General features: G+C 53.3%; 12 protein-coding genes. 4 read left to right on the top strand and 8 right to left on the bottom strand.

What is annotated here, in order from left to right:
• Positions 1-3: 3 nt before the first annotated feature.
• The 6 genes from AVI_RS21355 to AVI_RS21335 form a co-directional block, all read right to left on the bottom strand.
• Entirely contained in the window at positions 4-231 is a 228-nt protein-coding gene (locus tag AVI_RS21355) for a hypothetical protein (RefSeq protein ID WP_041698624.1), read from the bottom strand.
• 100 nt (positions 232-331) lie between these two features.
• The gene (locus AVI_RS21350) at positions 332-601 is read right to left on the bottom strand and encodes a DUF1488 family protein (protein WP_041698993.1); all 270 of its coding nucleotides are present in this window, start codon (positions 599-601) and stop codon (positions 332-334) included.
• A gap of 152 nt (positions 602-753) precedes the next feature.
• Complete coding sequence (locus AVI_RS31185; RefSeq protein WP_156582993.1) at positions 754-918, bottom strand: hypothetical protein; 165 nt, start codon at positions 916-918, stop codon at positions 754-756.
• A gap of 297 nt (positions 919-1,215) precedes the next feature.
• The gene (locus tag AVI_RS21345; RefSeq protein ID WP_012654213.1) at positions 1,216-2,493 is read right to left on the bottom strand and encodes an O-antigen ligase family protein; all 1,278 of its coding nucleotides are present in this window, start codon (positions 2,491-2,493) and stop codon (positions 1,216-1,218) included.
• A gap of 6 nt (positions 2,494-2,499) precedes the next feature.
• Entirely contained in the window at positions 2,500-3,780 is a 1,281-nt protein-coding gene (locus AVI_RS21340; protein WP_012654212.1) for a polysaccharide biosynthesis/export family protein, read from the bottom strand.
• Between the two features lie 96 nt (positions 3,781-3,876).
• Positions 3,877-4,554, bottom strand: coding sequence for a sugar transferase (locus AVI_RS21335; RefSeq protein WP_012654211.1), 678 nt, complete (start codon positions 4,552-4,554; stop codon positions 3,877-3,879).
• A 786-nt stretch (positions 4,555-5,340) separates the two neighbouring features.
• On the opposite strand from AVI_RS21335, the gene AVI_RS21330 reads away from it, so the two are divergent.
• Both AVI_RS21330 and AVI_RS21325 read left to right on the top strand, forming a co-directional pair.
• On the top strand, positions 5,341-5,616 hold the full coding sequence (locus tag AVI_RS21330; RefSeq protein ID WP_012654210.1) for an exopolysaccharide production repressor protein: 276 nt from the start codon (positions 5,341-5,343) through the stop codon (positions 5,614-5,616).
• Between the two features lie 272 nt (positions 5,617-5,888).
• A complete protein-coding gene (locus tag AVI_RS21325; protein WP_012654209.1) occupies positions 5,889-6,905 on the top strand; it encodes a glycosyltransferase family 2 protein in 1,017 nt (338 codons plus the stop codon).
• 127 nt (positions 6,906-7,032) lie between these two features.
• Here the strand turns inward: AVI_RS21325 and AVI_RS21320 are convergent, their stop codons facing one another.
• Entirely contained in the window at positions 7,033-7,998 is a 966-nt protein-coding gene (locus AVI_RS21320) for a polysaccharide pyruvyl transferase family protein (RefSeq protein WP_012654208.1), read from the bottom strand.
• 73 nt (positions 7,999-8,071) lie between these two features.
• On the bottom strand, positions 8,072-9,031 hold the full coding sequence (locus AVI_RS21315; protein ID WP_012654207.1) for a glycosyltransferase family 2 protein: 960 nt from the start codon (positions 9,029-9,031) through the stop codon (positions 8,072-8,074).
• A 236-nt stretch (positions 9,032-9,267) separates the two neighbouring features.
• Between AVI_RS21315 and AVI_RS21310 the strand changes: the two genes are divergently transcribed.
• Positions 9,268-10,746 (top strand): lipopolysaccharide biosynthesis protein, encoded by a 1,479-nt coding sequence (locus tag AVI_RS21310; protein WP_012654206.1) that lies wholly within the window; start codon positions 9,268-9,270, stop codon positions 10,744-10,746.
• Positions 10,747-11,144: 398 nt separating this feature from the next.
• Positions 11,145-12,269 (top strand): acyltransferase family protein, encoded by a 1,125-nt coding sequence (locus AVI_RS21305; protein WP_041698621.1) that lies wholly within the window; start codon positions 11,145-11,147, stop codon positions 12,267-12,269.

Raw genomic sequence — 12,269 nt, 5'->3', positions numbered from 1 at the left:
CGTTTACAGCTGACCAGCGCGTTTGGTTGCGGGCTTTGCCTTGACGGCTGTCTGCATTTTTTCTGCCTCCAAGGCATGCCTTAATTCGCGCAGCCGCAAGGTCTTTTCCTTCTGCCGCTCGAGGGCAGCGAGATGTTCATCCATCGCCTGCTGCCCTTCCTGCTGCTTCACCAGTTTTTCCTGGGCACGAACAGCGCGGCGCTCAACCAGATCCTCATCTTGATCAGTCAATGTAAAATCCCTTTGCTTAGAGTTTGACGTAGCCGTGAGCAGAAGACATTGGACCCCCGTCAGGTTCAGAGAGTACGTGACAGATCCAGCTGTTCTACGGTCAATGGAAATCCGCCGCGGTCAAAAGATACATGTTGTTGCCGCCTTTTTTTCCATAGGCTTTTCTCGCAACATCCAGAATAGACCCGCGAAGATTGTCGAATGCCGCAAGGAAGTCGTGCTCTCCGACAATGACCTTGGCCATCGCCTTGGATATCGCATCAAGTTCTACGAAAAACCGGATTTCAAACATGCCGTCGTAACCAAGAAACCGGATGCGGTGTCCCTTCTCATCGAAACTGCGGCTACTATTCGGGAAGGTTAAAGCCATCGCATTATTCTCGCTCGCATGTTTCAAAGAAAAGAGGTCATTATCGGATTCCTGAAGTGAAAAAAGGCACCTAAGGTTCCACGACTGCATGCATTTCTCAAATCGAACGCCAAGAAACTTCGCGATCAAATCTCAGTAGCCATGCCCAATCGTCACAACAGTCTTTCACCGCCATCTGCCGACTTGCTACGTTTCTGCCGTTTTTCGGTTTTTGCCGGCTCGGGCTGCTGCTCAGGCGCGGTCTCATTTGAAACGGCCTTTACGGCTGGCGTTTTTGCCGGTGCGGCATCATCGGTAATGGTGGTGAAGCGAATCATGGCTTAGTCCTTCGAATGAACGGGCTTGAGCAAAGGGATACGGTCAGGAAATCGACTGTCGATTATGACTGTGGCTGCACGATTGCCTAAATCCAACGTAATTCAGGACCATTATGCAGCATCTTTAAAGCGTTACGGCGTCTTGTGTGCTTTGGCAAAACACGGGTGGCGACTTCTAAAATCCACGCCTGCAAAAGAAAGCACAGCGCAAAGACAGAATCCTGCAAGCAAGGCAGCCGATCATTCATATATGATGCAGTAGCGCTTCTTTTACAACGGCTACAGCGCCGTTGTTTTTTAGATATTGCGGGCGCTCGAGGTTCCATCACCATAATAACGCACGACACTTGAGCGTGTCACCGGAATGGCGCGGCGCTGAACAAGCTTGCCCAGCATGAAATAAAGCAGGAATGAGCCGATCTGATAGGCGAAGATAATATCGATTTCCACGAAAGCCCGCTCGACCAACAGCATGGCGAGACCGAACAGCACGCCGGCCTCTGGATCTCGGGCATTGACGAGCAGACGTTTGAGATTGCCGATCAATGCGACGACCAACATCGCAACCAGCAGAACGAGGCCGATAATCCCCGTCTCAACAGCGGTTTCGATGAAGGTATTGTGAAAATGAAACCCGGCCCGGGTTGGGATGTAGAACTCATCCCATAGCCGCTCCGCCTCGGAAAAGCCCTGGACCCAATAGGCCTGGTAACCGACGCCAAAAATCGGATTCGCCAGGGCCGCCGCTATGCCCTGCTGCCAAAGATAGGTTCGCCCCGTCAGGGTCGAATCCTTTCCGAACGCTCCCAGGATCAAATCGACGCCACCAGCATAAACGAACGCAGCCGCGCCAAGCCCGCCAAGCACGACGCCAGCCACTACCAGCACAATCCGATGGCGCGGCGACAGAAGAATAACCGCTCTCAAGACCAGGGACGCACCGACCACCGCCATGACGGTAATGACCGATGTGGCCGATTCGGATGCAAACAGACAGTAAGCTGATAGCAAAGCCAGCCCAGCGGGCGGCAGCATCCATATGCTGCGTTCTTTCAGGATAATGATCGCAGCGAACGAAAAATACACGCCGAGGGAGGCATAGAAACCCAACTGGTTCTTTGACGAGAAAGCACCCACAAAGCTGAAGGATCCGTCCAGTGGATCGAGGAAATAGGAGCCGAACAACAGCGAATAAATCAGCACGATTCCAGTGCCGATCATGGATCCCCTCAGAAAGGAACGGATTCCCACCACACGCATGGCAATCAACGCACAGACGATATGCGAGAAATATTGCAACGAGGCCCTGACTGTCACCGGTGGCGCCGCCGACCAGAAGATCGATAGAATCGTCAAAATGCTGAAGGCAAAAATCGGAAGATACAGGCCATAGTTACCGAGCACGCGCCGGTAATTCACAGCAATCAGCGGCAGCCAGACCCCGTAATAGGCCAAAATGGAAATCTGCCCGAAACGGGCAGAATAGGCAAAAACGAAATAGGAAAGCGCAATCGCCGTGACGGCATAGAGACCATTGCGTTCCGGGTCGATCAGATGCGATTTGGCGATCCGCATCGACCGTTACCGCATGGCTGGCTGAGACAGCTTTACCGTAACCTTGATCACATCGCCGGGCGTCACCGAGGTATTTTCGTCGACAGCGATTTCGGTGGGCTTCCCATCCTTTTCGCGGACGATGGAATAAGCGACATTGGCTTCGCCATCGGCAGTCTTGGCACTGGCGCTTTCCGAAGATTGCAGCAAGGATTCGGCCATCAGGCCACGGCTGGTGGAAAGCTTCAACGCAATCTGGTCCAGCTCAGCTTCGGTATCCTGCAATTCCTGGGCAAGCTGTGCATCCCAATCGTTGCGCGTCGTGGTCTCGTCCTGCTGGGCCTTGTTCAGATCCTGCTTGGCCTTCAGCGTGTTGGTATCGATATCCAGAAGTGCCGACTGCAAATCCGACACCTGCTGCTCGACCGCCAAACGACGCGAACTCAGCGCCAGGCCCTGCTCGCTCAAGCTATTGACCTTGTCGCGGTCTTCCTGAACCATCGTCAACTGGCGGGTCTGGGTTTCTGACTTCTTACCAAGAGCCTCGATTTCAGCCGCAAGCAAAGTCTTAAGGTCGGCAAGGGATGACAACTGAACCTTGAGCTTGGCGGTTTGGGAATTCATCAAGGCCGCTTCCGACTCAACCAACTGGTTGATGTCGGGAATGGATTTCAATTCCTCGGGAATTTCTATCGTCTCTTTTTCATTCATTTCCGCAAGAACGCGCACACGACGGACCAACAAACGGTTGCGTTGGGAGACCAAAACGGCGCCATCCCCCTGTGCCTGAAGGAAATCACGCGCAAAACGCTGGCCAGCATCGGCGCGCTTCAAGCCGCCTGCGACACTGAGCGCCTTCAACACAGTCATACCCGGTGCATAGGGATATTCACCCGGCGACTGAACTGCACCAGCCATGTAGACGGGGCGATACTCGGAAATTTCAACCGATGCGGACGGTCGATCACTGAGACCGAACAATTGTTGCATCTTTTTGCCGATCTCATCGGCAACGTCGGCGGTGGTCTTGCCCGAGGCCGGCAACTCGCCAATGAAGGGCAGAGACACCTGGCCCGCAGCCCCGACAGAATAGTCGCCACTGACGGCGGCCCAGTCCCGTACGGCGCCCTCGGCCGTCTGCCATTCCGCCACCCGAACGCGGATCTTGTCCATTACACCCAAACGATAGTCATCTGCCAATGCCAATCCCGGCACAGCCAAGGACAGGCAAAGCGCGAGTGCTGCAACGTTCAAGGTCGTAATGCGCGTGGATGACCGAAATCCTCCAGCAAATCCGTAAGCCTTCATGGCAAATCCTATGCGTATTCAATAAAAATGCGGCTGGTCTAAACGTCATTTCGGGCAGCAGCCTTCTGGCTCCGCCCTTATGACATTCTTTAGATTTTAGTAGCTGCCGCGAGACAGGCACACGGCCGGAACGGTACGGACCATGATGAGGACATCTCTGGCCAGCGACCATGTCTTAACATATTGCGTGTCCATAGCCACCCGCGTTTCATAGGAAACATCGTTGCGACCGCTCACCTGCCAGAGACCAGTCAGGCCAGGGCGGGTTTGCAGATAAAATGCAGCGGCACTATCGTACATTTCCAGCTCGTCCTCGACCACAGGCCGGGGTCCGACGATGCTCATCTCACCCTTGATGATGTTGAACAGCTGGGGCAGCTCGTCCAGGCTGAGCTTACGCAGCACAGAACCGATCGCCGTGACGCGGGGATCGTTTTGCAGCTTACGGGTGGCACGCCATTCTTCATAGGCTTCCGGATTGGCCCGCAGGTAATCCTGCAAAACCTTGTCGCCATTCTGCACCATGGTGCGAAACTTCATGCAATGAAATTGCTGGCCGTTATGTCCGATACGGCGATGACCGTAAAACACACTGCCGCCATCGGTAAACTTCACCATGGCTGCAATCATCAAGAACATCGGGCTGAACATAATCAGCGCCATGGTGGCGATGAAAATATCAAACCCTCTCTTGGCAAGACCACCAACCGGCTGGGTACCGGATGCGGCGGTCGTAAAAAACGGCGAACTGGCCGATCTTGTCGCGGACTTCATAGAGGTAACTCCATTTACGTGGGCGATTGGTCGGGTCCCGGCGGGACGCGTCCGTGGTCATTGATCCCTAGTGTGTGGTGATAATTTGTCCTTCGCAATACCCTTTGCAGAAAACCTTCCAGAGGATGGAATGATAGCAATTAGAATATGTGTCTTTCCTGCACTACATTTTAAGTATTTAATGTCCCGTTGTGACACTTAGGTTTCCATTTTTGGATATTTTGCAATGAAAATCCTTTAACCTTCCCGCAAATGGAATGTTTTTTACTTATAATATAAATGCGGACTCCTGGAAGTTTCATAAATTCGTCATGTGAAATGAAGGAAAGAGGGTCAGGTTGATGTCCCCCGACATGGATATTGCATTGCATCATTATGGTGCGACGCATATAGGTTTAAAACAATATCCTAATATTGTAACAATTCGTGATTGAATTGGGTAAAGATTTAATGAATTCAGAAAGGCGAAATATAGGTTTTCAGCCCGATCGCCGCCTCCCCTTGGACAATGCATTCCCTATTCCAACACGCAATGACCTTTATCGAAGTGCCGTCGCAAGCCAAGGAAATAGTTAGTAATTCCCTAAAGCGGCCAGAAAAATTGACTGATTTTTGTAACGGTCCTGCAAGCCATTTGCTCTATCATCATGACAAGATTGCAGCCAAAGGCCCGTACAAACATGAAGATTGAAAGAATGAGGCAAGGTGCCTATATTCAATTTGCCTCTGAGGAGAAGGCAATGGCTATGATCTCAAGATCAATGTACCGGGGGGAGGCTCTAAATTATGCATGCGCCTAAGGTCTTCTTTAGCATGATTGGTGCACTGCTGGTGTTTGCAGTTGCGACTTATTTCCTGTCAGGCTCGCTTGCTGGCACGCTCATTAAAACAGTTTTGGCCGCCGTTCTTTTGCAGGTTGGTTACTTCTGCGCTGTCGCTTATCTTGTTTTCCAGGAATCAAAGCGCCGCACGCAGGCGATGGGGACCAGCGACGCGACAGCCAGCAATGGCGCGATCCGCGCGCTTGGCGAGACGGGTCAAACCGCATTGCGCAACAACTAACGGGCCTTCTTTTCGCCTGGCCGCGTTTCAGCCAAAATCAAATGGCAAAGATTGCGCGAAAGCCGTTGACACGGCTCACTTCGCCAAGCATTTGTGTTTGAAAGCCGCGTTTGGCTTGGAAAACGGTTGATTTGGAGCAAGGCGATTAGAACCCCGGAAGACATCCACTGCCTTTCCGGTTCCTGCCGTAATGTAGGGGAAATTTTGCTTCGTCATCTGTTCTTATCAGAAACGCGCTACCTGCGCGTCAGATTAGAGTACGGGGGACCGTAATGACGATGAATTCCACCGTATGCGTTATTATTGCCGCCAAAAACGCTAGCGCCACTGTGGCACGGGCGGTGCGTTCTGCCTTGGCGGAAGCAGAAACGCATGAAGTGGTCGTTGTCGATGATGGATCTGTGGATGGAACTGGTGCAGAAGCACTATCCGCCGATGACAACAGCGGTCGCTTGAAAATTATCCGTTTCGACCATAATCGCGGCCCAGCCGCCGCGCGCAACTGCGCCATTGAAGCATCGACGGCACCTTTGCTGGCTATTCTCGATGCAGATGATTTTTTCCTGCCAGGACGCTTCACCCAGATGATGGCTGAAGACCAGTGGGATTTTATCGCCGACAATATCGTTTTTGTAAAAGAGGAATGCGTTTCCCAGGTCAGTACCGGCGTCAAACGTTTCCGGCGTCAGGCCCGCCTTTTGGTGCTTGAGGATTTCATTGCCGGAAATATTTCCCAAAGAGGCGCGCAACGCGGGGAAATCGGCTTCCTAAAGCCAGTCATGCGGCGCGATTTTCTCGATCGCCATGGCTTGCGGTATAATGAAAAGCTCCGCCTTGGTGAAGATTATGATCTTTACGCGCGCGCACTTGTCGCTGGCGCACGCTACAAAATCATTCATAGCTGCGGCTATGGCGCCGTTGTTCGCCATGATTCGCTGAGCGGCAAACATCGCACCGAAGATCTCAAGCGGCTTTACGAAGCTGACCGCTCCATTCTTGCCAATCCAAACCTGACGCAGGAACAGAGGTCATTGTTGACCCAACATGAAAAGCACATCCGCGACCGCTACGAGTTGCGCCATTTCCTCGATTTAAAGAATAATCAGGGTGCATTTTCAGCCATCGCCTATGCCGCGAGCCATCCTACGGCCATACCGGCCATCATCGGCGGAATTGCAGCCGATAAGAGAGATGCGCTGATGGGCAATGGCCAACGCCCTCAATCTGCCCAGTCTTCGGGGCCTCTGCGCTATCTGTTGCCTGTCATCGCGGATGCCGATCAAAGATAGAGTTTTCCAGGAAAAACATGCACCTACAGCGCTGTAACAAGTCATCTATGATGCGTTACGGCACCGCATAAATGAAAAATCTGCCCGGCTCAGAGTAAACCGGACAGACTTTCATACACCTGCATGATCAGGAGACCGCTGCGATCCCGTAATCACGACGGACGCCCTCAATAACCTCCAGGAACCGTGCTTTGCGCTCTTGCAAAACCGAATCCCGGCTCAGTTGCGGTTCTGCCTGGCTTGCCTTCCATAGATTAAGCATGGCTGGCCCTGCCAGGATCTGCTTTACGGCGGTGCGCAATCCAGTTTGCTTCGGACCGCGTGCTTGTTCCAGAACCGCTGCATCCACAGCCAGATCATTTGGATTTTCTGGGGCTGGCTGGTGGTTTTTAAAGCTCATCCCCCAAAAGCTTTCACCCTTTATCTGGGCTTCAGCGCGGCTGGACAGTGGGACGCGCAGGGGTTTGTAAGTCACGCCAAGAGTAGAAGCCCAATCGTTCCATTTGAAACTATTGATAGAAGCTGAGGTGCTGACCGCGACCCATGGAACGCGTAGAGCATCAGCAATGATCGCGCCATGCATCGATTCGGCGATAATCACCTCGGATTGCAGGATCTGACGAATAACCGCCTTTGCCTCGCCGCAGGGGTCGATATAGGTGAGACCCACTTTGGGTACAATTGATGCCCAAACGCCCGCTACCGCCGATTCCCAGTGAGGAACGAAACTCTTTTTGTAGAGTTTTGGCAGCTTCTGGAATTCAGGCATGTCGGCCAGCATCACAGCCGGATCGATCACACCTTTTTCCGGCGGCAGACCAAGCGCCTTGGCAGTCAAAGGACCGCGCACGGACCTTATATCCCATTCTTCCGGTCGGCTCATATCCGGCAGGCTTCCATAGCCAAAACCGCTGCCGATCACCAGCTTATGCTGACCTTCCGGCAAAAGAGCGCGATTGAGAACAGTTCCGACGCCGACAAGCAACGTTTCCGGATGCACATCCCGAAAACCTGGCATGAGAAAATCCCATAACCAAAGGTTCAGGTCGTCACCAAAATTTCCATGGGCGGATTCCCAATAGTAAGGCTGCATGAATGTTCCTTTACGGGGCGAGGCAGACGCCCGATGAGAATGCATGATCACTGCATTTCAAGATACTTTTATATCAGCGGGAAAATTTACCAACCGCAAGTGCCAAAGCACTTTGCACGATGGCAGGATCCCGTCTCATCCATCGCAATAGCACGCCGAATTGCGGTAGCTTACGGCGTTTTACCATGCCCATCTGACCCCAGAGGGCATTTTTACGAGCGGTCTGCTTATAGTGCTGAATAAAGCTCAAGGCTTCAGGCTTATTGGAAAATCGCCGTTCAAGCGTATCAAGCGCCACCCAGGTATTCAACTGCTGCTGGAGAAAGGCGGGAGAACTTGAATCAATACTGTGGAAAATATTGATTCCTTCACCGCGCTCGGCTCCGGCGGCATCGCACAAAATGACGCGCTTGGCTGCCAGCACACAATCACAGAAGAACAGCACATCTTCAGCAGCCAGCCGAAGCTCGGCTTCAAACCGGATTTTCTCAAACAGCGGGCGACCGATCACCATGCAGGACAGATGCAGGAAACTCCAGTTCTTCAGCATCACCACTGGCATTTCCGGCAGTTCGAGCACCAGTGGCGTCTCCTGAAGCTCCACGGTTTTTTCGGTCTTCTTCAGCTCGGCAACGCTGAAATGATAGTAGAAATCATCTCCGCCGTGGATCGATGCCCAATAGCAATCCGCATTGAAGCGAGTCATGGCCTCATAGGCATTTTTCAGGTGGTCCGGCGCCCATTCATCGTCGGAATCCAGGAAGGCGGCGAAATCGCAATCGGCGGCAATTGCGTCGAGCCCGGTATTGCGGGCACCGCCCGGACCACCATTCTCCTGCTTGATCACCCGAATACGGGCACGTTGTGCCGGCTCCAGCGGCTGCAATTCCAAATCGATGGAATAGGGTGACTGGTCATCGACCACAATAATGTCGAAGTCCTGGAATGTCTGGGAAAAAATCGAGCCCAGCGCCCGTCTTAAAATTCCGGCTTCCTTCTGATAGAAGGGAATAATCACCGTCAGCTTCGCCATCTTTTTGCCCTGTCGTTTCTCAAGAAAGAGGTTCAGTTGCCTGTTATGTACCCTTGCGCTATCAGACTATGGTGCCTTGCACCATATTCCATGATGCAATCAGGTTCGCCATAGCGCTTGTGTTGTTTGCCACCCTGAAAGCAAAAACTCTCCATAACCATACAATTTTGGCGCTTTCCCACAAGCTTTTCGACCTGTAACCGCTCTTTCGCCCCCAGACCCAAGGATGTTTGCCCATGCCGCCAACCGTCAATGCGAAATCCGTAACCCGGAATGTCGGCTGGAGCGTCCTTTCCAAGACAGGCACTTTCGGGCTTAAATTTGTCACGGTCCCGATCCTGGCGCGCATTCTCACTCCCGATCAATTCGGTGCTGTCGCCGTTGCGCTAACCGTGGTGCAATTCCTGGCGATGATCGGCGGTGCGGGTTTCGGTGCAGCTTTGGTCATCCAGGAAAAGGAAGAGCCGGAGACGATCCATTCTGTTTTCTGGGCGAATTTGATCATTTCCTGCCTGATGGCAACCCTCCTTTACGTGTTTGCCGAACCGATTTCGGCCATGCTGGGGGCGGTCGAGGCCGCGCCGCTGGTGCGCATCATGGCGGTGCTCATTCCGCTGCAACTCACCGGAGACGTTGCCTATGCTCTCCTGGCCCGGCGCATGCAGTTCAGCCAGGACGCGCTGTGGAGCATGATTTCCGAATCAGCCGGCGCACTGATTGCGGTCGGCATGGCCTTGATGGGTTATGGGGTGATGGCGCTGGTGGCGCAATTGTTTTCCTCCTCCATCATCCGGCTTTGCGGGCTCTATTATGTATCCGGTTATGTCCCGGGCTTTGCCTTCAAGCCGCGTCGTATCCTGGCGCTCGGTCGCTTCAGCCTCGGCATGATGGGGTCGGAAATCGCCAATTTCATCACCTTCCAGTCTCCTATGGTGGTGATTTCCCGCTATCTCGGCCTGTCGGACGCTGGCGCTTATTCCGCCGCCAACCGGTTTTCCAGCATTCCCAACCAGGTCGTCCTGTCCGCTGTCATGGGCGTGCTGTTTCCCGCCTTCAGCACCATGATGCATGACCGGGATCGCCGCTCACAGGCGCTGATGTTGAGCACCCAGGTGACGACCGTGCTGCTGGCGCCGATGATGTTCGGCATGTGGGCATTGGCCGAGCCGGCCATGTTGGTGCTGTTTGGACCGCAATGGGCCTGGGCCTGGCCGGTTCTCGGTCTGCTTGCTCTGTCGAAGGGCATCCTCACGCCTTGCAGCACGTTTATTCCCTATCTAAAGGGCGTGGGGCACGGCGGTACGCTGTTCTGGTGGGCCGTCATCCGGGCAATCGTCACCACCGTTGCCGTGGCGGTTGCCGCAGCTTTCGGAAACCTGGTCGATGCCATGGTGGCGCTGTGCATCGTCAATGTCGTCGTGCTCTTCGGCTATTCCTGGGTGGTGTTCCGCGCCGACCAGATGCCCTTCCTCAAGGGAATGTTTATTTCCACACGGCCGATGGTCACCGCTCTGATCATGGCTGGCATGGTTCGCGCCCTTCTGCATTTTTATGGGTATCTGGTCCCCAATCCCGTACTGCAAGTATTGATTGGCGGATTGATAGGCGGCACAATCTACGGTGTATTCGTTGTTCTGACGGAGGCCGAATTGTTGAGAAAACTGAAAACCATGGTGCGCAACCGCAGATCCACTGCCCCCGCACCTGCGGAATGATGGCAATCCCTGCAAACTGCTCTGCGCCGCCTCATTATCGAGCCATTCTGCGCTAATCCGGGAAAACCGATGGTGGAGGCGGCGCAATTCCTTAGCTTTTTTCGAGCTATGGACAAAAAAATAGTCGCAGACGCGAATAGATACATAGCTTTACGTGCATAAATTTAAACCATTGAATTTACAATATTTTATCAAAAAAATCCAGTTATCGCCCCACTAACCCCAACTATGTTCACCAAGCGAGCCGCAAAAAATTGAGTAACTAAAGGTAAATTTTTGCTGCACTGCCACATTTTTACAGGCACATTCCCATAATGTGAAGGTGCTGGCCCATACTGTGAAGGGCTGCGGGGTGATGGGGACGATAGAGGATATTGAAGACAGGAGTACCGAATATCGTGAAGATCGACCAGGAACTTTCCGCGCGGATTCATATGGCGCGGTTGATGCTGATCGTCGGCATTGTCTTCGTACATGTCCCCTTCGATCCGCAGTCGAACGCCTATCTGGGCCAATACGGCGCCTTTGATTGGCTGCGCGCCTTTCTCGGTGACATGCTGTTTCGCATTGGCGTTCCCTGCCTGAGTGCGATTTCCGGCTTGCTGATGTTTCGCAAAGGGCTGGACGGTTTCGATTACAGGAAAGTGCTGCGCTCAAAAAGTGTGAGCGTATTGCTGCCGTTCCTGCTCTGGAACAGCATCGTTTTCCTGTATGTGCTGACGACGCAATCTCTGGGCTATGGCGAAGGATATTTCCCAAGCGTACTGACCGCGTCTTATCGGGAACTCGTTACCCTGGTGCTGGCGACGGAAGATTGGCCAATCAATCTGCCGCTCTATTTCCTGCGTGATCTGCTGCTCTGCTTCCTCCTATCGCCGCTGATTGGCTTCCTGGTGAAACGCCAACCCGCACTGACGCTTGGAGTTCTGTTGCTTTATGTCGTCCTACCGGTGCCCAATATGATCTTCCTGAAAAAATCGATCATTCTCGGGTTTTCGGCTGGTGCGGCGATTGCGATACACAATGTCGATATCCGCAAGCTCGACCGTTATGCCTTGCCGATTGTGGCAGCCGTGCTGGTCTCGGCCATGGCGGTCTTCGTCTGCATGTATCAAGCTGGCTTTAACGAGCACCCACTCTGGCTTGATGTGATATATGGTCTGATCACGGTGATTGGCGGCCTGGGAGCCTGGGAAATGACCCGGCTGCTCAAGAATACGCGCCTTGGCAAAACACTGGTCGCCGCACCCGGCGGACTTAGTTTCTGGATTTTCTGTGCGCATTATCCGATCTTGATGACCGCATGGATGATCTGGCAAAAATTCGATATAGGGCCTTACCCCCTCTTTTACGTCCTTGCGCTACCCGTCACCTTCTGCCTGCTGCTTGCCTCCCATTTCCTGGCGATCCGGCTGACGCCGGGATTTTACGGGGTCATGACCGGCCAGCGCAATGCAAGCGGTAGAGACAAGAACAAGAACGTGGCAGCCGGGCGGGCGCTTGCCTTCAGCAAAGGAGACTGA

Origin of the sequence: Allorhizobium ampelinum S4, assembly GCF_000016285.1 — a bacterium.
Lineage (GTDB): Bacteria > Pseudomonadota > Alphaproteobacteria > Rhizobiales > Rhizobiaceae > Allorhizobium > Allorhizobium ampelinum.
This window is presented reverse-complemented; position numbering and strand designations above follow the sequence as displayed.